The organism is Pantoea sp. LS15, from assembly GCF_012241585.1.
In the GTDB taxonomy this organism is placed as follows: Bacteria; Pseudomonadota; Gammaproteobacteria; order Enterobacterales; family Enterobacteriaceae; genus Enterobacter.
Genome location: NZ_JAAVXA010000003.1, coordinates 171,095 through 197,365, shown reverse-complemented (window position 1 = coordinate 197,365; position 26,271 = coordinate 171,095). Strand labels below are relative to the sequence as shown.

The following is a 26,271-nucleotide window of genomic DNA, read 5'->3' as shown; positions in this document are numbered from 1 at the left end:
CATACTGTTACTTTTTTCAACCAAATGGCTCCCCTAAAATTGGCAGATCCCCTGTATTGTCAACTCTCATGAAGGCAAAAAATGACCGAGATACAGCGCCTGCTCACTGCCACCATCGACGATCTTAACCTCCGCGAAAAGCGCGACAATCGCCCGCGCTTTAGCATTAGCTTTATCCGCAAACATCCCGGACTGTTTGTCGCAATGTATGCCGCCTGGCTGGCGACGCTTATTGTGATGCTGAAATCCGAAACACTGGTGGACTCCGTCTGGCTGCTCGTTGTGCTGTTTGTCGTTTTTAACGCCTTTTTCTTTTTCGACGTGAATCCCCGCTACCACTACGAAGATATCGACGTACTCGATTTTCGGGTCTGCTACAACGGCGAGTGGTACAACACCCGTTACGTACCAACGGAGCTGATCGACAGCATCATGCACTCTCCGGCTGTCGAAAGCGTGCAAAAAGAGAAGCTACAGAAAATGATCTCTACCAAAGGTCAGCTTTCTTTCTACGATGTCTTTACCCTTTCTCGCCCTGTTGCTGCGTAATTAACGCCTGCAGGCGTCGGATCCCCGGCACAAACTGAGAAGCAGAGGTATTGCCGTAACCTAAAACCAGACCGGTTTGTCCCTGCTTCTTATCCAGGTAATATCCGCTCAATGCAGCGGGGGCCAACTGAAACGCCCTCGCCTGCTCCACCAGCTTCTGGTCATCAATACCTTCTATTGTAAGCGTCAGATGCATTCCTCCCTCACCCGCAAGAATGCGATGCGGAGTATGAAGCTCCACACTCAGTACCTCCCGCAACTGGCGGTAACGTTTACGATAGAGCCGGCGCATGGCGGCTAAATGACGGGCATAATGTCCTTCTTCAATAAACAGCGCCAGAGTACGCTGTTCAGCTCGGTGCCCACCGCGTAACAGCGCACCAATGGCCGGATGAGCCGCCTTTGCCAGCGCCGGGGGTAACACCATGAACCCCATTCTGAGCGATGGGAACAGGGTTTTGCTGAATGTCCCCAGATAGACAACAGGGGCGTTAGGTACCATTCCCAACATTGCCGGTACTGGCTCACCGGTGTAACGGAACTCACTGTCGTAATCATCCTCAATAATCCAGGCGTTATGTTGCCGGGCAAGTTCCAGCAGCGCCAGACGCCGTCGCGCGCTGAGTACGCTTCCGTAAGGGAACTGATGCGAAGGGGAGGTGAAAATAAGCGAGGGGGAAGGAACATCCAATCCTTCCCAGTACATTCCCTCGTCATCGACAGGTATTCCCGTCATCCCCAAACCATTTTTCACAAAGGCACTTTTTGCCCCGCTATATCCGGGATTTTCCACCCAGGCAACATCCCCCTGCTCGCTCAGCAGCATCGTACAAAGATTGACGCCCTCAAGAGCCCCTTCCGTTATTACAATCTGGCTGGCGTCGCAGTCAATGCCGCGAGACAGGGCAAGATGACGGGCGATAGCCGCCCGCAGCGACGGCTCCCCGGCAGGGGAACCATACCCCAGCAAACTACTTCCCTCCTCCCGTAATACGCGATCGTACAAGCGTCGCCACAGCGGTAGAGGAAAATAGTTGATGGCAGGCGTTCCGGGGGTGAACGCCATAACCGGTGTATCCCGGGCCACTGGTGCAGGTAACAAGGAGACGCGCTTTGCGAGCGTGATGACAGCGTCCGGTAATGCCTGAGCGACAGAACGTTGAGCTAACTGTGCCACACGCGTTCCCTGGCGGTTGCGCAGTAAATATCCTTCGAGCGTGAGTTGCTCCAGCGCTGCATTCACGGTGTTCCGCGAAAGAGAAAGCTGATGCGCCAGCGTTCGCGAACCCGCAAGCTGGCAGCCAGACTGTAACCTGCCGCACAGTATGGCCTCCCGCAATGTTAGATAGAGCGTACGTTGAAGCGTCTCTTCCCCACGAACTTTCAGAGCAGCATTGAGCAACGTATAAAATTCATCACCCGGTATATTCATCCCACCTCCTGCTGGTACCACCAAAACATAGCCGAGTGGTTCTTTTTATGGAACCAGTAACTTACTAATCTGGAGCTCTTTTCAACGTCACGGATATTAAGATGAAGACATTCAATCAATTTGGTCAGCCAGTGGGAGAGCCCCTTATCGACTGGCAACCTCGTCAGCCCCCGTCCCGGGTTGTTCTTCAGGGGCGATATTGTCGACTTGAGCCTCTGCGGGTGGAGCATGCCGACGCACTGTTCAGCGCTTATTCCCGGGCCGAAGATACCCGCAGCTGGACATGGCTGCTACGGGAGCCAGATGCCTCGGCGGGTGAGTTTGCAGGGTGGGTGGCGAGCGTGTGTGAATTATCCGATCCCATTCACTTTACCGTAATTAATAACCAGACCCAGTCTCCGGTCGGAACACTGGCCCTGATGCGGATCGATCCTAAAAACGGTGTAGTGGAAGTGGGGCATGTTCATTTCTCCCCACTGTTAAGCCGCACGCCAGAGTCAACAGAAGCGCAATATCTGCTGATGCAGTACGTGTTCGATACTCTTGGCTACCGTCGTTATGAATGGAAATGTAACAGTCTGAACGAGCCATCGCGCAAGGCCGCACTGCGTCTTGGTTTTCAGTTTGAGGGGCGTTTTCGCCAGGCGTTGGTCACAAAAGGTCATAACCGGGATACCGACTGGTTTTCGATACTCGACAAAGAGTGGCCTGTGCTGGCGAAGGCCTTTGAAGGTTGGCTTGCCACCGACAATTTTACTGCCGATGGCAAACAGAAAAGATCCCTGGAAAGTTGGCGAGAAACACGCATCTAGCGTCTTTTTTTACGTCCCTGAACCGCTTTAAAGCGCGGGTTAGATTTGCAAATCACATATAAGCGTCCCTTGCGTTTGACTATCTGGCAATCCGGGTGGCGCTGTTTCGCACTACGTAATGAGTTAAGTACCTGCATAGTTAGCCCCGTTTCGCATTAAGAAAACCACCAAAACGCTTGCGGAAGCGTGCCGCGCTGCCATCCGTAGAGAACGTTTTCTGCTTGCCGGTATAGAACGGATGCGATTTTGAAGAGACCTCAATAGTGATGTAGGGATAGGTTTCACCGTCGAGTTCAATTTCGCGGTCGGTTTTAATAGTCGAGCCAACTTTAAAGTACTCATTGGCACTGGTGTCGTGGAAAACCACGGTGCGATAGGCGGGATGGAAATCTGGTTTCATCGTAAGCTCTTTGTGTTCTGTTATAACATAACAGATAATATCGGGACTCTGCTGAAATAACAACCCCCTCTATCCTGATGTTATTTTCTGATTTGCCTTAGATAAAATGAAAACAACGCCGTACACGTGCTATAACTACATCATTTCGCGGTAAAATCTTTCTCTTCTGGCAGGGAACTCGGTGCCCAGGAACGGGCACATGAGGAAGGAAACGACAGCATGAATACCCGACATCTGGTCAGTCTGGTGACTGGCGTACTTATCCTTTCTGTGCTGCTCCCCATTTGCCTGAGCATCTGGCTTGCGCATCGCCAGGCGGAAGAACAATTTGTCGATGCGCTGGACAGGTATGCTTCACGTGTACTGGTACGTACTGACCTGGTCGTGGAGCAGGCAAAAGAAGCGCTAAATCAGTTGCAGGCGTTTAAGGGAGTCCCCTGTAGCCCTTCACATTTGATGGAAATGCGCCGGTCCGCTTTCTCGTGGCGTTATGTCCAGGAAGTTATCTATGTCGACAACCTTAAAATCCTCTGCTCTTCCCTTGAGCAAGCCAGCAAAGCGGTCTATTTCCCCCCTCCGATGCGTATTACAGAAGATGGTTACAGCACATGGCTAACCACACAAAATGATCTCGGCTTTAACCGCTACATGGCTGTCATGGGCAAAGGTCATTATCTTGTGCTTATTGATCCGGCTTCACTTGTGGATGTGATCCCTTTAAGTCAGCTCACGATAAATGCTGCCCTGGTGGGGCACAAAACACATCTCATTTTTGCCAGCACCAACAAACTTGATCCGCATATCCGTAACATGGTTATGGGCCAGAAGGTCACCGGCATTCAATACAACGGCGCCATGTACGTGATGAAGCCGATTCCTGAGCTGGGTTTTACGGTGGTCGCCTGGGCTGCACTCAAGCCACTGGCGGAAACCTGGCATCAGCAACTTCTTTTCTGGCTACCCTTTGGCATGCTGATAAGCCTGCTTGCCGCATTCTTTGTCTTGCGCGTGTTGCGCCGTATCCAGTCGCCGCGCAATCGCCTGCTTGACGCCATTAACAACCGCGACATTGTGGTTCACTATCAACCCATCGTGGCACTCTGTAGCGGAAAAATTGTGGGTGCAGAGGCACTGGCACGCTGGCCTCAGCCAGACGGGAGCATCCTCGCGCCTGATATTTTTGTTCCTCTTGCAGAGCAAACCGGGCTCATCTCGCAACTGACCCAGTTAGTTATCGAAAAAGTATTCGAAGATATGGGCAACTGGCTGCACCTTCACGAAGAACAGCATATCTCTATCAACCTGGCGCCAGCTGATTTGACCTCTGGCGATCTGCCACCTCTGCTGAGTCAATTACTGAATAAGTGGAAAATCCATCCTAAACAAATCGCCCTTGAGTTAACCGAACGTGGCTTTGCCGACCCTAAAATCAGCGCGCCAGCCATCGCCGCCTTCCGTCGTTCAGGGCACTCTGTCTATATTGATGATTTTGGCACTGGCTATTCCAGCCTGAGTTATCTGCAGGATCTTGATGTCGATACGCTAAAAATTGATAAATCGTTTGTGGATGCACTGGAGTACAAAAACGTCACCCCGCACATTATTGAAATAGCAAAATCGCTAAAACTGGCGATGGTTGCGGAGGGGATTGAGACCGCAGGACAGCTCGACTGGTTGCACCGCCACGGGGTGCAGTATGGACAGGGGTGGTACTACAGTAAGGCGCTGCCAAAAGCGGAATTTATTTTTTGGGCAGAAAATAACCTCAGGTCGCATTCTACTTAAGGTAGGATTTGATCACCTGTAACACCACGCCAAGATCAGCTTCACGTTGAGTCTCTTCTGGCTCTTTCACCACATGATCGGTCAGATGTCCTTCTATCACCTGCATCATCATGCCATTTACCGCCCCACGGATCGCCGCCAACTGCTGTAACACGTCAGCACATTCGTGATCGCCATTAAGCATTTTTTCCAGGGCAGTGCTCTGTCCCTGTATTTTCTTCAGGCGAGTCAATAACATTTTTTTGTCGCGAATCGTATGTGACATCTCTTTATTCCTCATTTATTGGCTTTTAAAGCATATCACGCTCTACTCCCCCTGAGTATTTTTCTACTGGGGGGTAGTATTAACCTACTGGGGGGGAGTAGTATTTAATCTCGCTTTCCATTCCGGAATCTTCGATGAACGATTTTGCTTCACTCCTGCAGCAGGGCAACGCCTGGCTGTTTGTCCCCAGCGCTATCCTGCTCGGCGCGCTGCATGGCCTCGAACCGGGCCACTCAAAAACGATGATGGCCGCCTTTATCGTGGCAATCCGCGGTACGATGAAACAGGCTGTGATGCTCGGGCTGGCGGCAACACTTTCCCACACGGCGGTGGTCTGGATCATTGCCATGGCTGGCTTATGGTTTGGTCAGGGATGGGATGCACACACGTCCGAGCCCTGGTTCCAGCTGATCTCCGGGGTATTGATCATAGCAATCGCCTTGTGGATGGCCTGGCGAACCTGGAAAGAGAGTCAGCCGCACGATCACCATCACGATCACCACCATGACCATGACCATGACCATGACCATGAGCATCACCACCATGGACATCAACTGGTTGAGGAGGAGTGGCAGGACGCCCATCAACGGGCGCACGCACAGGATATTAACCGACGTTTCAACGGTCAAAATGTCACCACCGGGCAGATCGCGATGTTTGGCCTGACCGGGGGGCTTATCCCCTGCCCTGCATCCATTACAGTCCTGCTGATCTGCCTGCAACTGAAGCATTTTGCCCTCGGCGCAACGCTGGTGTTCAGTTTCAGTATTGGTCTGGCGATCACGCTGGTGGCTTCCGGCGCAATTGCCGCTTTAAGCCTCAAGCATGCGTCAAAACGCTGGCCCGGGTTTAGCAAATTTTCACGAAAAGCGCCGTGGATCTCAGCGGCACTGATTACCCTGGTAGGGGTTTACATGGGCCTGCATGGATTAAGCGGGATCCTGGCTTAAGCATACGGCCACCCCAGGTGGCCGTATCTCAGAGGTTAGTTAAGGTTTTGCCGCCAGCTGAAGGTATAACGAAGTTGGTGCTCCTGCAGGATGAATTCCGGCGAGACGCTGGGGCTCCAGGAATCGTCGCCACCCACGCCCATATGGAACGCATCGAGATTGAGCCAGCAACCTGGCTCCTCACGCAACAAATGATGATGGGTTGTCTCACGCAACTGCTGTTGGCTGTAGCGGCTCGCGGAGAAATGGAACCGACCCTTTAACTGGTGCCTTCCCAGCACTAGTTCGCGGGTATCGCAGCGCAAACCATTTTCCGTCGGGAAAATATACGGTGTGTGCATCGCCTCCAGAGGTAATTTCCAGCGCCCCTGTTGCGCCGCCAGCTTTCTGTCCGGGTAGTTTTCATGTGGACCCAACCCCAGCCAGTGAACATTTTCCGGCGCTTCGACGAGGTGAACGCTCAGGCCAATGCGCGCGGGTTCAGGGATATCAGACGCAACATCGACCTGAATATCACCATGCAGCACACCCTGATCATCCACCCGCCAAATTTTACGACTCAGGAACTGCGCTTTGCCACGATACTCCAGGGCATGCAGGGTGGTGACCACCACCTCACCTGCGTGCTGCTCTGCCTCACAGAGCAGCACGCGCGAAGTGAGATCGTACATACCTGCTGCTTTCCAGCGCTCTACCCAGGCATTCGGATCGATTTGCGTCGCTTCACTCACACCAATGTCGTTGTCCAGCGGCGCACGGCTAAAGTTATCCGTCACAGGTGAAACCAGCGTTTCAACACCATTACGCCACCATTGGGTCAGGTTTCCTGACAGGCGGTCGAACTGCCAGCGTTGTTGCTGGTGCGTAACCTCAAGCATACGAGCGTTTTGCGTCAAAACAGGAACCACACCCGTGGGAGCTGGCGGTGAAATAAACAGCGGGGCCGGAAGCGGCCACTGTTCCCATGCGCAGCGATGGTTTGCCGGCGACCACGGTGTTGCCCGTGGTTGAGATACTTCAACATTCAGCCAGACTTCACACGGTTCAGGCTTGATCTCCGGAAGATCGATTTCCACATGCTGAGTTCCTCCGGGAGCAATAGCGAGCGTCACCTCGCCCGCGGCCAGCACGTTTCCATCCCGGGCAATCGTCCATTTCAGCACTTCGTTATCGGTATGGCGGAACAGATAGTCGCTTCGCACCGCAAACACCCGTGGTGACGTACTCACCCACGTAAAAGTGAAAAACTGCTGCGCGCGCTGCGCCTCATACAGCGCCGGATGTGGCGTGCGATCGGGAAACACCAGGCCATTGAGACAGAACTGACGGTCATTCGGTTTATCGCCAAAGTCCCCGCCGTACGCCCAGAATGTGTTGCCATTTTCGTCTTTTTTCGTCAGGGCCTGATCGACCCAGTCCCAGACAAAACCACCCTGCAGGCGAGGATGGCTGCGAAACGCCTGCCAGTATTTCGCGAATCCACCGAAGCTGTTACCCATCGCGTGGGCGTATTCGCAGAGGATCAGCGGACGCGTTTCATCCGGCATGCCGATCCATTTTTTGATTGACCATTTGGGGACTGCCGGGAAAGGCTGGTCCTGGTCGACCCTGGCGTACATCGGGCAAACAATATCGGTCGCCGCCGTGTTTGCCCCACCGCCTTCATACTGTACCGGGCGCGTTGGGTCCGTGGTTTTTAGCCAGCGGTACATGGCATCGTGATTCGCGCCATGCCCGGACTCATTGCCCAGAGACCAGATGATAATAGAAGGATGATTACGATCGCGTTGCACCATGCGGGTCACACGCTCACTCATGGCGGGCAACCAGCGCGGATCGTCAGCGAGGCGGCTCATCGGCACCATGCCGTGGATTTCGATATTGGCTTCGTCAACAACATATAACCCGTAGCGGTCGCATAATGTGTACCACAGTGGATGGTTCGGGTAGTGCGAGCAGCGTACAGCGTTAAAGTTGTGCTGCTTCATGATTTCGATATCACGGCGCATTGTCGCTTCATCCATCACCTGGCCATTTTCCGGGTGATGTTCGTGCCGGTTAACCCCGCGTATCAGCAGCGGTTTACCGTTGAGTTTCAGCAGACCGTTACTGATTTCAACGCGACGGAAGCCAACATCGCAGGCTTCAATCTCCAGCACGTTGCCCTGCGCATCCCGAAGCGCGATTGTCAGGCGATACAGCTCCGGTGTTTCAGCACTCCATAACGTCGGGGCCTCAACGGGAATGGCTACTGTTAAACGCTCGGCCCAACTGCCGCGCTCATCCACAATGGCAGACCCTGGGCACTGGGTTGCGCTGACGCATTTTTCCCCATTACGCCACAGGGTAAAGGCCACCCCGCAGTCTGCAAAACCAGCGCCTGCAAGCTGGACATCGACCTTCAGTACTGCACGGTCCAACTCTACGTTCAGGTCTGTCGCCACCTGATAATCAGCTATATGCGTCTCGGGTTTATGCAGCAACGTCACATCGCGGAAAATGCCGCTCATGCGCCACATGTCCTGATCTTCCAGATAACTACCGTCGCACCAGCGTAATACCATAACGGCCAGCCGGTTTTGTCCGGGGCGTAATACCGCCGAGAGATCAAATTCGGCGGGCAGTCGGCTGTCCTGGGAATACCCCATCCATTGCCCGTTGCACCATAGATGAAACGCCGAGTTCACGCCGTCAAAGATAATCCGGGTTTGCCCGCTCTGCAGCCAGGCATCATCCACTTCAAATGTGAGCGAGTAACAACCGGTCGGGTTTTCGTGGGGAACGAAAGGTGGGTTAACAGGTATAGGATAAGTAACATTGGTGTAGATGGGGGTGTCAAACCCCTGCATCTGCCAGTTAGACGGCACGGGCATCGCGACTGCATCCGCGCAATCTTCTGTCACCCATGTCTGGGGAACCTGCTCCGGAGCTGGGAAGTAGCTAAATTGCCATTCTCCGTTAAGGGAGTGCTTGCTGAGGGAACCGGCATCATCCCGGGCTGGTTGTTCATGGCGCCAACTGTGTAACGGCGCGTGTGCAGCCAGGCGGTTCCACTGCGTTACCCCTGGGTTTTCCCAGTCCCGACGGGCCAGAATTGCGCTGAGAGTCAGCGATGGTGTGTTGGGCATATCGACCTCTTTACGAAGCGCTCACAATTTTGCTTAACATGCCCTGGCACTGAGTTACGGTAAAGTGTTCGATCGTGGGGTAGCGAGTCAGATCACAAAAGTCTTATTTACGGGCAAGTTGTTCAGCCCGTAGCGCCAGGTTTCTGAGCTGCTGCACGAGATCCTCATATTCTGCCTGCTGCGGTACACGGCGCGCGCTGGAATGACGGGTTACCAGCGTAACAGGCAACTGAACCTGCCAGCACTCATCACCCTGAGTGGGCGCCAGCAGCCATTCCACACTTTGCTCTCCCGCCTCACGAAACGCCTGGCGAACGGTCGTCAGCGGCGGGGAAAACCAGGCGCTATCTGCGGTATCGTCAAACCCAACCACGGATATCTGGCCGGGAATAGATATCCCCTTTTCTGCGCAGGCACGCATTACTCCGAGCGCCATTTGATCGTTCGCCACCAGAATGGCATCAGGTAATTCCGCCGCCGATAACAGCACATGTCCTTTCTCGTACCCACACGCCGCACTCCAGTCACCATATGCCACCGCGATAGCTTCAAGGCCAGCCTGTGCCAGCGTAGCTTTCCAACCCGCCATACGCGCCCGCGCAGAAACCGAGCTTTCCGGTCCACTCAGCAGGGCAATGCGTTGATGCCCTAATGAAAGTAAATGCTCAACGCCCAGACGTGCCCCCTGCTCGGCATTAAACACCAGGCTGTTCACCTGTGCTGAAGGCGATACATCGAGGAACAACACCGGGACGGGTGACGCCAGTGCCCTGAGCTGTTCAGCGTGATGATCGTCAAGCGGAACATTCACCAGCAGCGCTTCCACACGCTGCGCCAGCAATGCCTGAAGCGCGATCTGACACTGCTGCGGTTGCTCAACCATGGAAATAAGGACGCTCGCCCCCTGTTCCGCCGCACGCGATTTTACCGCCGACACAATTTGCGAAGGCGCGTGCAGGGCCAGGTCGGTAGTGATGAGACCCAGCGTACGGGTGCGTTTACCCGCCAGCTGCTGTGCCCGAAGGTTAGGAACGTAATGCAGCTCCGCCATCGCCTGCTGCACCTTTTCCCGCGTACGTGCAGAGACATGTTCCGCATCGTTAATGACACGGGACACGGTCTGATAAGAAACCCCCGCAAGGAGGGCAACATCATAGAGAGTGATTGCTTTCATGCATTCTGGCGTCGCAATTTTAGAAGCTTCTATTCTGGCACAGCGACGCCGTTAAAGCATGTGAGCGCTTCGCAAAATTAAACAACCCGTTCCGGCTGAGGTACTTTCTCAATGCGCGGCTTCTGGCGGAACCAGGGCAGACAGAGCTGGATAAGCGGGCCAATGGTCAGGGCATACAAGACGGTTCCCACACCAAACGTGCCGCCAAGCACGCACCCAATCAGCAGGACGGACACTTCAATTGACGTACGCACGCTGCGAATTGACCACCCCATACGAGCATGAATACCCGTCATCAGACCATCGCGTGGGCCAGGCCCGAAACCCGCACCGATGTACATGCTGGTCGCAATCGCGTTCATCACGATGCCCGACACCAGGAAAGCGATTCGAATGGATAAGGAATCAAGTTCCGGGATAAGCGCCATGCTGGCGTCCGCCGCCAGACCGATACAAATCACGTTACTGATTGTGCCAAGACCCGGCATCTGACGCAGGGGGATCCACAGCAGCAGCACCGCAGCGCCGGTCACAATGATCACCGTCCCGATAGTCATCCCCAGTTGTATCCCTACCCCAAGGTGGAAAACATCCCATGGATCAACACCCAGATCAGAACGAATAAACATCGCGGTTGAAAGCCCATACAGCCCTAAACCAACATAAAGTTGTAGCAGACGACGTACCATTTTTTATCTTCTCCAGTGAACCAGACTTTCATCCTGACCTAAAATGGCACTATGATTAATGTCCAGTTTTCAAATAGTGGACTGCATATGTCATCACGTCGCTTCGGAAGCCAGTCTCTGGTACGTCTTTTAGGCCACTGGCAGCAAACCTCATCCCGCACCCCACTCTGGCGTCAGCTGGCCGACGCGCTGCGTCTGTTAATCCTTGATGGCAGACTGGCACTGAATACGCGGCTACCAGGCGAAAGGGAACTGGCCACCGCGCTGGATGTTAGCCGGACGACTATCAGCAGCGCCCTCGCCCATCTGCGCGAAGAGGGATACCTCGAAAGCCGACACGGCAGTGGATCACGCGTGATCCTCCCGGATACGCGCGCGGTTCCAACGCTTTCAGCGGCAAGCGCCGCGCTGGATCTCTCCACTGCCGCGCTCAATGCCGGGCCAGAGATCCACCAGGCTTACACCCATGCGCTCACGGCCATTACCCAGCATCTCTCGCTGACGGGTTACGATCAGCTTGGGTTGCCGTCACTGCGGGAAGCCATCGCTGCACGCTATACCTCGCGTGGTCTTACGACCCGGGCGGACGAGGTGATGGTGGTTAATGGAGCCGTCAGTGGTTTTGCGCTGGTACTGCGGATGATGACCGGACCGGGGGATCGTGTCGTGGTCGATCATCCCACCTATCCGCTGGCGATTGCCGCCATTCAGGGGGCGCAATGCCGGCCCGTGGGAGTGTCACTACCGGAAACCGGCTGGGATACAAATGGCTTTGCGGCAACGCTTGCCCAGACGGCGCCTCGTCTGGCGTATCTGATGCCAGATTTTCATAACCCGACCGGGCGATGTATGGATATCACGACCCGTCAGGCAATAACCGATATCGCCGCGCAAACCCGCACGGCGCTGGTGGTGGATGAGACGATGGTCGATCTCTGGTTTGACTCACCGCCACCGCCACCACTGGCATCGTTTAACCCGCAAGCCAACGTAATCACGCTAGGTTCTGCCGGAAAAAGTTTCTGGGGAGGGTTGCGTCTCGGCTGGATCCGCGCCTCTTCGCGCACCATCGCGACACTCGCTCAGACCCGAGATACCCTGGATCTGGGATCTCCGCTGCTGGAGCAACTGGCGACGCTGTGGCTGATTAACAATAGCGAGACGTTTCTCCCTGCCCGACGAAAAATGTTGGCAGAACGACGTGATCGATGTGGTGAATTGCTACGTGAACATTTCCCGGAATGGAAATTTCATGAAGCGGAAGGTGGGCTCTCATACTGGATCGAACTACCTGGTATGCAGGCAACACAGTTAGCCGCACGAGCAGAAATACTGGGGATCAACCTGGGGACTGGCACACGGTTTGGCTTATCGGGGGCGTTTGACCGCTATTTACGGATGCCTTTTTCGCTCGAACCGACAGAGCTTGAACAGGCTTTACTGAGGATCAAACCACTCTGGCTCGCCCTGAATAAAAACGCGCCGTCAGTAAAACGCAGTCTGGTGTAATATTTAAAAATTTGAAGTAGATCATAAAATAAAAACTGCTGACTGTAATACATGCAGTCAGCAGTTTTCACCTGTCAGGATTTAGTGCTGAGGAGGAATAGGAAAACCTTTCAGTGAAATAACGAAGTTTTCACCGTCTTTCTTTATTTTTGCGCCGGTATCACACCAGTCAGACGCAATACGAAAGAACTCATCACTTCCGACATTCCAGCCAAGACGTACATGCTTCACGTAGCCTGAACGCAACAAATCACAGGCCTCTTTGTAGTCACTGGCAGTAGACAGTTGTTGTTTCATTTTCTCTTCTTCAGAAGTTTACGTAGAGCTTTGATTTCTTTAGGAGTAAAAGGAGTAACACTCTCTTCTTCCGTATGCTGATTATCAATATCCTCTTCCGATACTCCCGCCTCTTCTACTGCTTCAAATGCCAGCAGCAGCAGTTTCTCTGTCGTCACGCTTAAATTCTCGTTATTCACTTCCGCATAGTGACGAAGTCTTTCTTTTAGTGCGCCATCAATTTTAACGTTTAATACCGCAGTAGCCATGTTTGTCACTTCCCTTCGGAATAAGTGCTTTATTTAATACACGAAGTTAACAAAGTTATCCAGATATATATTTTTTTGAGTTATGGAAGAAAATAGACATCCAATGATAAAATGACAGTCTATTATTACAGGTTTATGACAAAAATATTTCAATGCGATGAAATATATATTACACGATATAGGCGCATAAACATTACGGACTAACCGTTTAAGGGGAAAGGAGAAGCAGGGAAAATCTTGCGGAGCCAGAAATGGGTGGGGGCCCTGCCAGCTAAGATTTTTCTAACAAAACCTATGTATTTCAATGCACTAAAAAGCGGTGGGGCAATGATTTTGTATCACCAAAAGTATACACTGGCAAGCCGTTTTCTCATGCGACAGATACAAAAAAACCGGGGCTGACCCGGCTTTGTATGGCTTTTGACCAAACTCCATCTAAGCTACATTTTCCACTACAATGTAGGATCACCCAACCTCTTCAATCAGTGGTTGGAGGTTCGTATTGCTGCCTTTGACTGTAAATAGGTCTTCTGGCTGTTCATCTTTTACGGCTTTTTTAACATAACCATAATACGGACGACTAACCGCAGTCCTTAAAGATACCTCCGTACAAGAAGATAAAGCGACTACATTTTCCCCTGTGTACTTGAACACTGGCGGCTCATAGTTTTTGATCACGCTCCGGCAAGAGTTCACAAATTGTGTGAACGCTTCAATTTTACCTGCCAGGGCCAAACGACGGGCATGTTCGATCTCATCTACCGTGAGATCGGGAGCGGAATATCTGTCGCACAAATGGGTGGGCCCTTGACGGCTAGCTATAACTCTTATTTTCAGTGTCATAGGGTGCGGTCATGCGGGGAAAATAGCGTTACGGATTAGCTTAATGAGATTGCCGATGCGAAAGCATCGCCCGGCAATATTGAATTCAGGGGGAGAAATAAACCGATCAGGATGCAGGAGGCGTTAACGGCTGAACGTCATTGCTATTCACCCAGCCGTGCGTCGTTTTTCCGCTACGGGCGACAAACTCTACCTCTGCCCAGCCAGCCTGGGTTTGTATTACCCCTACTACGTCTCCTTTAACGATCCAGGCTTTACGCCGGGTCGCGGCATCAGGCATGGAGCTCAGATAAGCCCGCGGGCTGCTTACCTTCATCAGCGTTTGCCACTGTGTCTGCCGCGTCCTCTCCAGTTCCAGACCTGTCGCAATTTCAGGCATCAGCACATTCATACACCCAGCATGGTTTTGCCCATCAGGAATGGCTAATGTGACACCCGCGGTATTCGCGGCAATATGGCCCGCGAGCACAGATGAAGACCATGAAGTGATGGTGTCTGGCTGTTGCGCTGAAACATGGCCTGTCAGAAAGAAAGTGCAGGTACGTTTTACGCTGTCTTCAGCCGATTCAGAGTAATACCCGGTGATATTGCCCGTCGGTGAGACGGCGAGTAACAAACCTTCATACACGCCAGACTGTAGCGTCGTGGCATACGAAGAAAACGCCGCCATTAAGACTGAAAAACTGCAAACTATGCGCATCATTTTAATTTTCATCTCCGCCCCTTCTCCAGGCTTTCATAAGTTCTGCGAATTTTAACGTCATAATCACCGAAATCGCTTCCGTTATAGTTGAATGCCATATTATAAAAGTCCTTATTTACCATTGCCGACAGTAGTGAGCTGTTCTTATTGCACAAATGTAAAAAAGCATTTAATTGCTTACCGGCATTAGACTTCATATCTTTTAAAAATGTGCCGAGATCTTTATAACCGCACGATTGGTAATTAAACCCCATAATCTGGAACATCCCCCATGAGCACGATTTTATCGCAGCTTCGGCATCAAGTGCGTAAGCCTTCGCCAGGGTATTCCATGCAGAAAGCTGGTCGATATTGTTTTTTTGCCATTCCGGACCCGCTTTCTTTACATATTTATAAGACAAAAAAGGGTGGGTTTGATCGTATTTCCTTTTGGTGTATTTACGGAAAATATGCCCTTCATACGCAATAATCGGTAGATTTAAAGCATTAAACCCAGATCGTCCGCCCGACTCCACAATAGAAAAAGCTTTGATGATATTTAGTTCTACCCGACGATTAAGATTTTCCCAGGCTTCAGTAAAGTCCTGCTCCGTCAGCGATACAGCCCCATCAATTCCAGGTGCCATCAGCTTGCTTCGCTCAAGGGTTTCATCTGCTACGTTGTAGCGCTCTTTTCTCAGATAATCGTTAACCAGCTGACGGACGCTATTTTCATTGGCAGAAGGTTGCCTAAAAAATGAAGACGTGAAAAACGATTGTTGGGACGCAAGGGGATATTTCATCGCAGCAGCAACTAATCCACGGAAAGTCTTCCCTTCTGGCTCAATAACCCCATCGGGATGCTGGAAACGCAAATGAATGGACTGAAACTGGCTGATGGTTCTGATCAATGTCGGGGAAATAATCCCATCTTCTGGGATGTCATACTGGATGATAGGCTTAATGAGATTAAACAGGTATTGCACGATAATCACGTCGCGCTGAAAGTTTCCTGCTTTACCTGGCGTTCCTACTGCACTTTTCAATAAAGGTGACAAACGTCTGAGAGAATTATCCATTTCTGAGTACTCATAAATGAAAAAATATACGGTTAGCGGGAAACCGCACCTCGTGATCGACAGTATAAAGCTGCTCACATCCATCAGGCATTGATACACCACTTGCGCCGCACCAGGTAAACACTGAAAACAGGAATTATTGGGAGCACAAATGGGTGGGGGCCCTGCCAGCTACATCCCGGCACACACGTCGTCTGCCTTGGCTGCTTCCTTCCGGACCTGACCTGGTAAACAGAGTAGCGTTGCGGGAGAACCAACAGAGCCCCCATTGAGAGCGTTGATAACCAACGCGCTGGCGCATTATCCCTGTGCTAACGTCCAATTGCAAGCTGCCAGGAACCGGATGCTGGTTTCTTGCGCAAACTGGCGCAGCAATCCTGACGATCTTCGTTTAACATGGCTGTCCAGTAAATCCCACAGGTGAACGTATGGACGAACACGACTCATTTCCGCAGCGTGTATGGCAAATCGTGGCCTCAATCCCGGAAGGCTATGTCACCACCTATGGTGAAGTCGCGCGTCTGGCGGGTTCCCCGCGCGCAGCGCGGCAGGTGGGCGGTGTTCTGAAAAGACTACCGGAAGGGAGTACCCTGCCCTGGCACCGGGTGGTCAACCGTCATGGTGTCATCTCGCTGACGGGTCCGGATCTCCAGCGTCAACGTCAGGCGTTACTCTCAGAAGGTGTGCAGGTGTCTGGATCAGGTCAGATCGATTTACAGAAGTATCGCTGGGTATACTGACCCCTCCCCCAAAGGAGAGGGGTATAAATTACAGCTGAGTCGGTGGGGTTGGTACAGACGGTTGGTTCGTCTGCGGAGCCACAGGCACTTCGGTCTGCTGCACCGGCACCAGGTTCAGGTCGACTTTGGTCCCACCGTTGTTGATCGCTTCCTGGACCGTATCGGTGATAAAGACCAGCTTACCGTTGATCGTTACCGCTGCACTCATGAGGATACGGGCATTCGGCTGCACGTCTGATGGGTTGTACGGCAACACGAAGCTAAACGGTGCCTGCTTACCTTCAGTACGTACGGCACGCTGCGCCAGTACTTTCGACGGCGCGTCTGCCAGAGAAGCATCAGACAGTGTGACCGTTAATATCGCATCCGGTGGTAACGCCACTTTCTGTTTAATCCAGATGGTACCGGAAACGTTAGGCTGCTGAATGGATTGCTGAGAAAGGGTATTAATCCCGTATGGATCTGCTGCTGGCACTGGCACCTGGGCGCTCTTACCGGCACAGGCGGACAACGCCACCGCAATAGCTACACCACTTAGCATGGGCACGAGTTTCATTGAAGTCTCCTTATCATCAATGCACCAGCGGGATCGATCCCATCCGATGTCGTTTCAATCACATAACGTATTCAAGTGTGGCACAAATCACTGATTAATGCCTGAGATCGTCCCGATATTCAGATTATTCTACCCATCGGACCACTTTCATTTCTGCGTTATACTCTGCCTATCTTTCGCTACGGCGTTTATTGAGGACAACTATGAGTCAGGCACTGAACAATCTGCTGACATTACTGAATCTGGAAAAAATTGAGGAAGGACTCTTTCGCGGACAGAGCGAAGATTTGGGCTTACGCCAGGTCTTCGGTGGGCAAGTCGTTGGACAAGCGCTGTACGCAGCAAAAGAGACTGTCCCGGCAGACCGTCTGGTGCATTCATTCCACAGCTACTTCTTACGCCCCGGTGATAGCGCAAAACCGATTGTTTATGACGTCGAAGTATTACGAGATGGCAACAGTTTCAGTGCGCGACGCGTAGCGGCCATTCAGAACGGTAAGCCAATCTTTTATATGACCGCCTCTTTCCAGGCACCTGAAACCGGTTATGAGCACCAGAAGGCGATGCCTCCGGCACCGGTACCCGACGAGCTGAAATCTGAAACCGACATCGCCCGCGCGCTGGCGCACCTGCTTCCACCGCAGGTCAAAGAGAAGTTCCTCTGTGACAAGCCGCTTGAGATCCGTCCCGTCGAGTTCCATAACCCGATGAAAGGTCACACCGCCGAGCCGACGCGCCAGGTATGGATCCGGGCTAACGGTAATGTGCCAGAAGACTTCCGCGTTCATCAGTATTTGCTGGGTTATGCGTCAGACTTCAACTTCCTGCCGGTGGCGCTGCAGCCGCACGGTGTCGGGTTCCTGGAAAAAGGGATGCAGGTTGCGACGATTGATCACTCCATGTGGTTCCACCGTCCTTTCAACATGAATGAGTGGTTGCTCTACAGTGTGGAGAGTACGTCGGCGTCAAGCGCACGCGGGTTTGTACGTGGGGAGTTTTATACCCAGGATGGCGTGTTAGTAGCCTCGACGGTACAGGAAGGGGTGATGCGTAATAGAGGCTGAGGGAACAACCATTAAAAACGGCAACCGAAGTTGCCGTTTTGCTGTTTATTATGCGTTATACGCATTCTCGCCGTGGCTGTTGACGTCCAGACCTTCGCGCTCCTGCTCTTCCGGTACGCGCAGACCGACTGTCATGTCTGCCAGTTTGTAGCCAATGAAGGCCACAACTGCAGACCACACAACGGTGATAGCAATACTTTCCAGCTGTACCAGCAACTGATGAGCCATGGTGACGCCTTCTGCGTAACCCACGCCACCGAGAGATTTCGCGGCGAAGATACCTGTCATGATACAACCGATGATGCCGCACACGCCGTGTACACCAAACACATCACAAGGGTCATCAACGCGCAGAACACGTTTCAGTGCAGTCACGCCCCACAGACCCGCCAGACCGGACACCAGGCCAACCAGCAGCGCACCGCCTACACCAACATAACCACACGCTGGCGTGATACCAACCAGACCGGCAATGGCTCCCGAACAGGCACCCAGCAGGGAAGGTTTACCGCGCACCGCCCACTCACCAAATACCCAGGAGAGGATTGCACCCGCCGTTGCCACTACAGTGTTCACGAAAGCCAGTGCGGCAATTTCGTTCGCAGCACTTGCCGAACCGGCGTTGAAGCCGAACCAGCCAAAGTAGAGGATCGCAGTACCCGTAAAGACCATCGGCAGGTTGTGCGGTTTGAACGCTTCTTTACCGAAGCCAACGCGTTTGCCAATCAGGTATGCGCCCACCAGACCTGCGACCGCAGCGTTGATGTGTACAACGGTACCACCCGCGAAGTCCAGCGCACCGTGCGTTGCCAGCAGACCACCACCCCAGACCATGTGTGCAATTGGCACATACGAGAGCGTCAGCCAGACCACCACGAAGATCAGCACCGCAGAGAAGCGAATACGCTCAGCCAGCGCGCCCACAATCAGCCCGACGGTAATACAGGCGAACGAGCCCTGGAAAGCGACATGGATGTATTGATAGAAGCTGCCCATCAGCGCGGTCAGCTCAATATTTTTCAGCATCACCCAGTCGAAGTTACCAAAGAAGGCGTTGCCCGTGCCGAAAGCCAGCGAGTAACCGTAAACCACCCACAGCACGCAGACCAGTGCGAACGTCACGGCAACCTGCGTCAGCATGGAGAGAACGTTTTTGCCACGGATCAGGCCACCGTAGAACAGCGCAATGCCCGGAATTGACATGAACAGCACCAGCGCGGTGCTGATCATCATAAAGGCGTTATCGGCTTTGTCTGCCACCGCAGGAGCAGCAGCCAGCGCCAGGCCCGGCAGCAGTGCCAGCGACCCCAGACCCGTTTTAAGTGTTGCTATCTTCATTTTCTCGATCCCTATCACTGTGTGCCAGGAGTTACTTACAGTGCCGCTTCGTCAGATTCGCCGGTACGGATGCGAATGACGCGCTGCAGTTCGGCAACGAAAATTTTGCCGTCGCCAATTTTGCCGGTGTAGGCCGCTTTGCTGATCACATCGATGACTTCATCAAGCTGGTCATCAGCAATCGCGACATCAATTTTTACTTTTGGCAGGAAGTTAACGCTGTATTCCGCCCCGCGATAAAGCTCGGCATGACCTTTCTGACGACCAAAGCCTTTCACTTCGGTGACAGTCAGTCCCTGAATACCCATTGAAGACAACGCTTCACGCACGTCTTCGAGTTTGAATGGTTTGATTACAACCGTAACCAGCTTCATAGATCCCCTCCAGTCAGAATTCGGTAATGGCCGCAGCTAACGCAGAAGATATTGCAAGGGATGTGCCAGAAATGAAAAACAGGGTGAATCGCGGTGCAAGGAGCGTTACACGGCCTTGATCAACAAACGGGTGAAAAAAAACGCACCATGCCAGTGCATGGTGCGTTTCAGTTTTGCACCAACAGGAATGACTGTTAGTGCGTCGCCTCATTTTGGTGCATCAGGCGCTCAGTGACTCTTCCTCACGCACGCTGGCAGCCAGCTCTTCGCCTGCCAGTTGCAACTGGTACATTTGCCAGTAGCGCCCTTTTGCTTCCAGCAACTCCCGGTGTGTACCGCGCTCAACGGCTTGTCCACGGTGCAGCACCAGAATGGTATCCGCGTCAACAATCGTGGAAAGGCGGTGGGCAATCACCACCAGCGTTGTATGGTCACGCACGGCGGCAAGCGCCTGCTGGATAGCTTGTTCGGTACCGGAATCAATACTGGCCGTCGCTTCATCCAGAATCAAAATTTGCGGCGTTTCAATCAGTACCCGCGCCAGCGCCAGAAGCTGTTTTTGCCCAACAGAGAGATTGTTCCCCTGCTCACCCAGCTTCGTATTGATCCCGTCGCTGAAACCACGTGCCAGCTCTGCCAGTTGCACTTTCTCCAGTACATCCCAGACCTGTTCATGGGTATAGTCCCGGCCCAGCGTCACGTTGGCGTAGAAGGTATCCGCCATCACGACCGGATCCTGCTGCACCATTGCAACGCCTTTACGTAACACATTATGGTTGAGAGATGCGAGCGGGCGTCCGTCGAGGCGAATCTCACCATGGCTTAGCGGATAGTACCCCATCAACAAGCTTGCGAGCGTACTCTTACCGCTGCCAGTATGCCCCACCAGCGCAACAAAGCCCCGGGACGGGACATCCAGTGTGATGTCCTGCAATACCAGCCGGTCTTCACGATAAGCAAACGAGACGTTATCAAAGCTAATGGCCCCGCTTTGCAGCGCACGGTCATCGTTGCCGTAGGTCTGACGCGGTCTGTCCATCAACTCGAACACGCGCTCCCCTGCCACGACGGCCTGCTGGAGCATCGACTGCTGTGTCGTAAGCTCAATCAACGGTTCGTTAAGGCGGCCAAGGTAGCTGATGAAAGCATACAGGACCCCAACCTCAATGGTTCCGTGAGTGGTCAGGCCAAACAGCATGAGCAGGCCACAGAGCACCAGCGCGGAGAAGAGGCTCAATAGCGGGCGTAACAGGAAACCGTCAAGCCGCAGCGTCTGCATACGCGCCATATAGTGCGAACGACTGGCTTCGCCCATCCGCTCGCCAAAACGTGCCTGCTGACGGAACTGCTGAATGACGCTCATACCGTTGATCACTTCATTGAAGCCATCATTGATATCGGCCAGATAGGCTCGCACCCGACGCACAATGGGTGTGCTGTAACGTTGATAGATAACCATCACAATCAACACCGCCGGGAAGATGGTGATCGCCACCAGTGCCATTCGCCAGTCGAGGCTGAACATCGCCACCAGCATCGCGCCAATCAGCGCCGCGCTGCGCAGCACAGTTGCCACCACGGTGACGTAAAGATCGCGGATCACCTCCGTATCGTTGGTCACGCGCGAAATCACCTGCCCGACGGGCTGGGTATCAAACTCGCTGAGCGGCTGGCGCAATGCAGCGTCCATGACATCGGTACGCAACTGCTGCACGACCCCCACGGCTGCACGGTTAAACAGCAACGACTGAGCATAATGAAGCCCCGCCGCTGTCAGCTGTAAGCCAACGTAAGCCACACCCAGGCCCGCCACCAGCCCCAGTGGTAGGTAACGTTTGGCAACCATGTTGTCGATGAAATAGCTAATAAGCAGTGGACCGCTCACTTCAGCAATCGCCGCAATCCAGAGCAACAGCACGGCAACAGACAGCGGTTTTCGCCACGGTGAACCGTAGGCCAGCAGACGTTTTAACGTCGGCCACATCGAGCCAAATTTACGCATTAGCGGCCTCCGTGTCCTGTTCTGGAGCATCATCCAGCGCCGCTTCAAGCTGTTGATAACGATACATGTCGCGATACCAGCCCGGTTGCTCGGCCAGTTTTTCATGCTGCCCGCGCTGGGCAATGTGCCCGTGCTGCAACACTAAAATTTCGCTGGCTTCCGCCAACGCCGACAAACGGTGGGCACTGATAATCACCGTACGTCCGTCGCCCCACTGGCGCAGGTTATGCAGGATCTGGTGCTCGGTACGACCATCCACCGCGGAAAGCGCATCATCCAGAATCAGGATTTCGGCATTAAGAAGCAGCGCGCGGGCAATTGAGATTCGCTGCTTTTGTCCTCCGGACAACATGACGCCACGTTCCCCGACTTCCGTTTCGTAGCCTTGCGGTAGACGCAAAATATCATCATGTACGCTGGCTAAACGCGCCACATGCTCAATCTCTTCCTGTGTCGCCGATGGACGTCCGAGGGCAATGTTGTTGGCCACTGTGTCGGAAAAGAGAAACGGCGTCTGGCTGACGACCGCCAGACGACCTCGCCAGTCGTCCAGCAACAGTTGCGTCAGGGGGATATCATGGAAGCGAATATCGCCCTGCGTGACGTCAAAGTGGCGCTGAAGCAGTGAGAGCACGGTACTTTTGCCAGAACCTGTAGGGCCACAAATGCCCAACATCTGACCTGGCTGAAGCGTAAAACTAACGTTCTCCAGTACCGGATGTTCCGTTTGCGGATAAACAAACTTACGGACGTCAACATTTATGACACCACGCCCTTCAGGTACGGCTTCGTTGCCGTCATTCACCACCGGTGCTTCGGCCAACATGGTGCGAATACGGCTGTAGGCGGCGCTACCGCGTTCAACGATGTTAAACATCCAGGCCAATGCCAGCATCGGCCAGATCATCAGCCCCAGGTACATCGCAAAGCTGGTCAATTGTCCCAGGGTTAACGAGCCCTGTACCACCATCCAGCTTCCCCCACCAATAGCCAGCAGATTTGCCATGCCGATCGCGACATAGATTGTCGGGTCAAAACGCGCATCAATTCGCGCGACGCGCATATTCTTCGCCCCCGTGTCTGCGGCATCGGCTGCAAACAGTGCTGATTGTCTGTCCTCCAGACCAAATGCTTTAATCATACGGATGCTGGTCATACTCTCTTGCGTACGGTCGTTCAGTGAAGAGAACGCCGCTTGCGCCAGCTTAAAGCGCTCATGCAGTTGCTCACCAAAACGGTTGATCGCCAGTGCCATCAGCGGCATCGGCAACAATGCCAGCAGGGTGAGCTGCCAGCTGATCTGAGTAGACATCACAATCAGGACCGCGCAGCCCATGACCAGAGAATCCACCAGCGTTAACACCCCTTCTCCGGCGGCGAACACCACACGATCGACGTCGTTTGTCGCGCGTGCGATGAGATCCCCGGTGCGGTGTCGCAGATAAAACTCTGGGTGCTGTCGGCTCAACTGACGGTAAAAATCTTCACGTAGCTCAACAGCCAGTTGGTAGGACGCACCGAATAACAGCACGCGCCAGACATAGCGCAACAGATAAACAATGACAGCCGTCAGCACCAGTGTGCCAACCCACATCAACACCCGTGCGGTGGTGTAATGTTGTTCAGTGACGCCATCCACGACATATCCCACCACTTTCGGCGGGATCAACTGCAAAATGGCAATGATAATAAGCAGGAATATTGCGCCGAGATAGCGTTGCCACTCCCGACGAAAGTACCAGCTTAATTGGGCAAATAATCGCACGCGGTTTGTTCCTGAAGGTATTTTACGAAGTTATTCAATAGGTAGTGCTGTGGTGTATTTAATCTGTTCCATCGCGAAGCTCGAGGTGACGTCCGACAAACCCGGTACGCTGTTCACCAGTCGCTTGTAAAAATCGTCATAGCGCTTCATGTCCGCCACCTGAACGCGCATCAGGTAATCGTATTCTCCGGCCATACGCCAGAAACCGAGCACCTCAGGCATATCAGAAACCTGAGTGACAAAACGGCAATACCACTCGCTGCTGTGATGCTGGGTTTTAATCAGGACAAATGCCGTCAACCCAAGCCCCAGCTTTTCGGGATCTAATAACGCGACGCGTCCCAGAAGGATCCCGTCATCTTCAAGCTTCTTAAGGCGCTTCCAGCACGGTGTGGTGGTCAGATTAACGGCATCTGCCAGCGCCTGCAAAGAGAGGGTACAGTCACTTTGCAGCAATGAAAGGAGCTTGCGGTCAATTTTATCTAGCATACCCACCTCACAGAGAAAATTTTTCTCCCTTCATTCTATTTTAAAGGTTATATAGCAACAATTTTTTCTGTGCTTTTCGCTATGCTGGGCACAAAATGACAAACGGATAACTACGATGAATAGCTCCTGGGTTAAACATGCCATCAGCGAAATCAATGCCGACTATCAGCGCTCGGCGGATACACACCTGATTCGACTTTCCCTGCCGGGATTTGACGGTATTCAGCTCTATCTGAAAGATGAAAGCACCCATCCTACCGGTAGCCTGAAGCATCGCCTGGCGCGTTCACTGTTTTTATACGGTTTATGTAACGGCTGGATTAAAGAAGGTACCACCATCATTGAATCCTCATCCGGTTCAACGGCGGTGTCCGAAGCCTACTTTGCCCGCCTGCTGGGTTTACCCTTCATCGCCGTGATGCCTTCCTGCACGGCGAAACGTAAAATCGAACAGATCGAATTCTATGGTGGACGCTGCCACTTTGTGGAAAGTGCCTGTGAAATCTACGCGGCATCCGAAATGCTGGCACGCGAGTTGAACGGCCACTACATGGATCAGTTTACCTTTGCGGAACGTGCTACCGACTGGCGCGGCAATAACAATATCGCCGACAGTATTTTCCGTCAGATGTCCCACGAACCGCATCCCGTTCCCTCATACATTGTGATGAGCGCCGGGACGGGCGGTACTTCCGCCACCATCGGGCGTTATATCCGCTGTCAGGGCTACGACACCCAACTGATGGTGGTTGACCCGCAAAACTCCGTGTTCCTCGACTACTGGCAGAACCGCGATGCCGACCTGCGCAGCCCGGTGGGCAGTAAAATTGAAGGGATTGGTCGCCCGCGCGTGGAGCCATCGTTCATCCCGGATGTGGTGGATGAGATGTTGCGCGTACCGGATGCCGCAAGTGTCGCCACCGCGCACTGGCTGGAAACGCAGCTTGGCCGCAAAGTCGGGGCTTCTACCGGGACCAATATGCGGGGAGCCCTGCAGCTCGCAGAACGCATGCGTGAAGAGGGTCGAACCGGCTCCATCGTCACCCTGCTCTGCGACAGCGGCGAGCGCTACCTTGAGACCTATTACAATGCGCAATGGGTGCAGGCAAATATCGGCGATATTGAGCCCTGGAAAGCGCAGATTGCACAGCTGGTGAAATAAAAAAAGCCAGACCGAAGTCTGGCTTGCTGGAAGGGTCTCACTATTCGGGGGAATATGGGAGGTTGTTGTTGTCCAGCCAATGCGTCAAAAAATGGGACACCGCTTCGTTACCGCAATGCCCGATAACAGGCAGATGAGGAAGTTCTGCAATTAGCTGCGGCATCGCATTCCCCATTATCAAACCGCGACCAACGCTGCCCAGCATCTCGCGGTCATTCATGGCATCGCCAAACGCCATACAATCCTGCAGTGTGAAGCCCAGGTGGTCACTCAGTACCGCCAGGGCAGAACCTTTGTTACAGCCCACGGGAAGCACCTCCAGGCAATCCACCGCCGAAAAGGTCAGGTGCGCCTTGTCACCCAGAGCCTCATTTAACTGAATGCGCAAGCGACAGAGATCGTCATGATCGCCACAAAAACAGATTTTGGTCACCGCATGGGCAGGGATCCGACGTAGATCGATAAGCTGATATTTAAAACCGCTGTAGACATGCGCATGCAACAATTCCGGTATTTCACGCCCGGTAAACCAGCCGTTATCGTTAAAAACGTGGAGGCTGGCCTGCGTATCCCAGGTACTGTGTAGCACGATATCCGCCACTTCCGGGTTAAGATCCTGACGATGCAGAACGTCCCCTTCCACGGAATGAATGCGCGTCCCGTTGCCCGTGATCAGAAAAGCGTCCAGGGAAAACGCCCCCAGTAAATGGCGCATCTCCAGCACATGGCGGCCGGTGGCAAACGTCAGAGTGACATCACGCTCGTGCAGGCGCTTCAGCGTGTTCAGGGTTTTCTCCCCTAAACGGTGATCCGGCATTAACAGCGTACCGTCCATATCAAATGCAGCGAGCCGAGCCATGATTACTCCTGAAGTGTGATGCGGTTAACTTGTGCTTCAGTATTACGTGAGATATACGGAAGTAATAGTGAATAGATGAT

27 protein-coding genes and 1 other RNA gene are annotated in these 26,271 nt (G+C 53.2%); 8 read left to right on the top strand and 20 right to left on the bottom strand.

The window, feature by feature from the left end:
- Positions 1-81 precede the first annotated feature (81 nt).
- Positions 82-549 (top strand): YlaC family protein, encoded by a 468-nt coding sequence (locus HED65_RS06835; RefSeq protein WP_114977959.1) that lies wholly within the window; start codon positions 82-84, stop codon positions 547-549.
- Here HED65_RS06835 and pdxR read toward each other — a convergent pair.
- Positions 521-1,981 (bottom strand): MocR-like pyridoxine biosynthesis transcription factor PdxR, encoded by a 1,461-nt coding sequence (gene pdxR / locus HED65_RS06830; protein WP_114977958.1) that lies wholly within the window; start codon positions 1,979-1,981, stop codon positions 521-523. The genes HED65_RS06835 and pdxR overlap by 29 nt on opposite strands.
- Positions 1,982-2,082: 101 nt before the next feature.
- Here pdxR and HED65_RS06825 point away from each other — a divergent pair, with 101 nt between their 5' ends.
- Positions 2,083-2,793: a GNAT family N-acetyltransferase gene (locus HED65_RS06825; RefSeq protein ID WP_114977957.1), complete on the top strand. Its 711-nt coding sequence runs from the start codon at positions 2,083-2,085 to the stop codon at positions 2,791-2,793.
- Here the strand turns inward: HED65_RS06825 and ykgO are convergent.
- Together ykgO and HED65_RS06815 are read right to left on the bottom strand one after the other, a co-directional pair.
- Positions 2,790-2,930: a type B 50S ribosomal protein L36 gene (gene ykgO, locus HED65_RS06820; protein WP_003859006.1), complete on the bottom strand. Its 141-nt coding sequence runs from the start codon at positions 2,928-2,930 to the stop codon at positions 2,790-2,792. The two genes, HED65_RS06825 and ykgO, sit on opposite strands and share 4 nt — an antisense overlap.
- A 2-nt stretch (positions 2,931-2,932) precedes the next feature.
- Positions 2,933-3,193: a type B 50S ribosomal protein L31 gene (locus HED65_RS06815; protein ID WP_114978094.1), complete on the bottom strand. Its 261-nt coding sequence runs from the start codon at positions 3,191-3,193 to the stop codon at positions 2,933-2,935.
- Positions 3,194-3,412: 219 nt separating this feature from the next.
- Between HED65_RS06815 and pdeB the strand changes: the two genes are divergently transcribed.
- Positions 3,413-4,978, top strand: a complete 1,566-nt coding sequence (gene pdeB, locus HED65_RS06810) for a cyclic di-3',5'-guanosine monophosphate phosphodiesterase PdeB (protein ID WP_114977956.1) — start codon at positions 3,413-3,415, stop codon at positions 4,976-4,978.
- Here the strand turns inward: pdeB and HED65_RS06805 are convergent.
- Entirely contained in the window at positions 4,971-5,243 is a 273-nt protein-coding gene (locus tag HED65_RS06805; RefSeq protein ID WP_114977955.1) for a metal-sensing transcriptional repressor, read from the bottom strand. The two genes, pdeB and HED65_RS06805, sit on opposite strands and share 8 nt — an antisense overlap.
- 134 nt (positions 5,244-5,377) lie before the next feature.
- Here HED65_RS06805 and HED65_RS06800 point away from each other — a divergent pair, with 134 nt between their 5' ends.
- A complete protein-coding gene (locus tag HED65_RS06800; RefSeq protein WP_114977954.1) occupies positions 5,378-6,193 on the top strand; it encodes a nickel/cobalt efflux protein RcnA in 816 nt (271 codons plus the stop codon).
- A 35-nt stretch (positions 6,194-6,228) separates the two neighbouring features.
- Here the strand turns inward: HED65_RS06800 and HED65_RS06795 are convergent, their stop codons facing one another.
- The 3 genes from HED65_RS06795 to yczE form a co-directional block, all read right to left on the bottom strand.
- Positions 6,229-9,321, bottom strand: coding sequence for a beta-galactosidase (locus tag HED65_RS06795; RefSeq protein WP_114977953.1), 3,093 nt, complete (start codon positions 9,319-9,321; stop codon positions 6,229-6,231).
- Between the two features lie 103 nt (positions 9,322-9,424).
- On the bottom strand, positions 9,425-10,495 hold the full coding sequence (locus tag HED65_RS06790; RefSeq protein ID WP_114977952.1) for a LacI family DNA-binding transcriptional regulator: 1,071 nt from the start codon (positions 10,493-10,495) through the stop codon (positions 9,425-9,427).
- Positions 10,496-10,572: 77 nt separating this feature from the next.
- Positions 10,573-11,184, bottom strand: coding sequence for a membrane protein YczE (gene yczE / locus HED65_RS06785; RefSeq protein WP_114977951.1), 612 nt, complete (start codon positions 11,182-11,184; stop codon positions 10,573-10,575).
- Between the two features lie 87 nt (positions 11,185-11,271).
- Between yczE and yczR the strand changes: the two genes are divergently transcribed.
- Positions 11,272-12,693 carry a MocR-like transcription factor YczR gene (yczR, locus tag HED65_RS06780; RefSeq protein WP_114977950.1) on the top strand — a complete coding sequence of 474 codons (1,422 nt, stop codon included), beginning with the start codon at positions 11,272-11,274 and terminating at the stop codon, positions 12,691-12,693.
- Positions 12,694-12,774: 81 nt separating this feature from the next.
- On the opposite strand, the gene HED65_RS06775 is transcribed toward yczR, so the two are convergent.
- The 6 genes from HED65_RS06775 to ffs all read right to left on the bottom strand — a co-directional run bounded on the left by HED65_RS06775 (position 12,775) and on the right by ffs (position 16,101).
- Complete coding sequence (locus tag HED65_RS06775; RefSeq protein ID WP_028017625.1) at positions 12,775-12,990, bottom strand: hypothetical protein; 216 nt, start codon at positions 12,988-12,990, stop codon at positions 12,775-12,777.
- Positions 12,987-13,238: a hypothetical protein gene (locus HED65_RS06770; RefSeq protein WP_114977949.1), complete on the bottom strand. Its 252-nt coding sequence runs from the start codon at positions 13,236-13,238 to the stop codon at positions 12,987-12,989. The genes HED65_RS06775 and HED65_RS06770 overlap by 4 nt, the downstream gene beginning before the upstream one ends.
- A 465-nt stretch (positions 13,239-13,703) precedes the next feature.
- Entirely contained in the window at positions 13,704-14,081 is a 378-nt protein-coding gene (locus tag HED65_RS06765) for a hypothetical protein (RefSeq protein ID WP_223256808.1), read from the bottom strand.
- A gap of 106 nt (positions 14,082-14,187) precedes the next feature.
- Complete coding sequence (locus HED65_RS22640) at positions 14,188-14,796, bottom strand: SH3 domain-containing protein (RefSeq protein WP_114977948.1); 609 nt, start codon at positions 14,794-14,796, stop codon at positions 14,188-14,190.
- Complete coding sequence (locus HED65_RS06755) at positions 14,793-15,842, bottom strand: N-acetylmuramidase family protein (RefSeq protein ID WP_114978093.1); 1,050 nt, start codon at positions 15,840-15,842, stop codon at positions 14,793-14,795. The genes HED65_RS22640 and HED65_RS06755 overlap by 4 nt, the downstream gene beginning before the upstream one ends.
- 162 nt (positions 15,843-16,004) lie before the next feature.
- Positions 16,005-16,101: signal recognition particle sRNA small type (ffs, locus tag HED65_RS06750), an RNA gene on the bottom strand.
- Positions 16,102-16,270: 169 nt separating this feature from the next.
- Between ffs and HED65_RS06745 the strand changes: the two genes are divergently transcribed.
- Positions 16,271-16,582, top strand: a complete 312-nt coding sequence (locus HED65_RS06745) for an MGMT family protein (RefSeq protein ID WP_114977947.1) — start codon at positions 16,271-16,273, stop codon at positions 16,580-16,582.
- Between the two features lie 28 nt (positions 16,583-16,610).
- On the opposite strand, the gene HED65_RS06740 is transcribed toward HED65_RS06745, so the two are convergent.
- A complete protein-coding gene (locus tag HED65_RS06740; protein WP_114977946.1) occupies positions 16,611-17,138 on the bottom strand; it encodes a YbaY family lipoprotein in 528 nt (175 codons plus the stop codon).
- 203 nt (positions 17,139-17,341) lie between these two features.
- Between HED65_RS06740 and tesB the strand changes: the two genes are divergently transcribed.
- A complete protein-coding gene (gene tesB / locus HED65_RS06735; RefSeq protein WP_028017629.1) occupies positions 17,342-18,202 on the top strand; it encodes an acyl-CoA thioesterase II in 861 nt (286 codons plus the stop codon).
- A gap of 48 nt (positions 18,203-18,250) precedes the next feature.
- On the opposite strand, the gene amtB is transcribed toward tesB, so the two are convergent.
- The 5 genes from amtB to HED65_RS06710 form a co-directional block, all read right to left on the bottom strand.
- Positions 18,251-19,540 carry an ammonium transporter AmtB gene (gene amtB / locus HED65_RS06730; RefSeq protein ID WP_114977945.1) on the bottom strand — a complete coding sequence of 430 codons (1,290 nt, stop codon included), beginning with the start codon at positions 19,538-19,540 and terminating at the stop codon, positions 18,251-18,253.
- Between the two features lie 35 nt (positions 19,541-19,575).
- Complete coding sequence (glnK, locus tag HED65_RS06725) at positions 19,576-19,914, bottom strand: P-II family nitrogen regulator (RefSeq protein WP_008503304.1); 339 nt, start codon at positions 19,912-19,914, stop codon at positions 19,576-19,578.
- A gap of 220 nt (positions 19,915-20,134) precedes the next feature.
- Positions 20,135-21,916: a SmdB family multidrug efflux ABC transporter permease/ATP-binding protein gene (locus HED65_RS06720; protein WP_114977944.1), complete on the bottom strand. Its 1,782-nt coding sequence runs from the start codon at positions 21,914-21,916 to the stop codon at positions 20,135-20,137.
- Positions 21,909-23,681, bottom strand: a complete 1,773-nt coding sequence (locus HED65_RS06715; protein ID WP_114977943.1) for a SmdA family multidrug ABC transporter permease/ATP-binding protein — start codon at positions 23,679-23,681, stop codon at positions 21,909-21,911. The genes HED65_RS06720 and HED65_RS06715 overlap by 8 nt, the downstream gene beginning before the upstream one ends.
- Before the next feature lie 30 nt (positions 23,682-23,711).
- Complete coding sequence (locus HED65_RS06710; RefSeq protein WP_015571267.1) at positions 23,712-24,170, bottom strand: Lrp/AsnC family transcriptional regulator; 459 nt, start codon at positions 24,168-24,170, stop codon at positions 23,712-23,714.
- A gap of 115 nt (positions 24,171-24,285) precedes the next feature.
- On the opposite strand from HED65_RS06710, the gene HED65_RS06705 reads away from it, so the two are divergent.
- Entirely contained in the window at positions 24,286-25,332 is a 1,047-nt protein-coding gene (locus HED65_RS06705; RefSeq protein ID WP_114977942.1) for a PLP-dependent cysteine synthase family protein, read from the top strand.
- Positions 25,333-25,372: 40 nt separating this feature from the next.
- Here the strand turns inward: HED65_RS06705 and cof are convergent, their stop codons facing one another.
- Positions 25,373-26,191 (bottom strand): HMP-PP phosphatase, encoded by an 819-nt coding sequence (cof, locus tag HED65_RS06700; RefSeq protein WP_114977941.1) that lies wholly within the window; start codon positions 26,189-26,191, stop codon positions 25,373-25,375.
- Between the last annotated feature and the right edge of the window lie 80 nt (positions 26,192-26,271).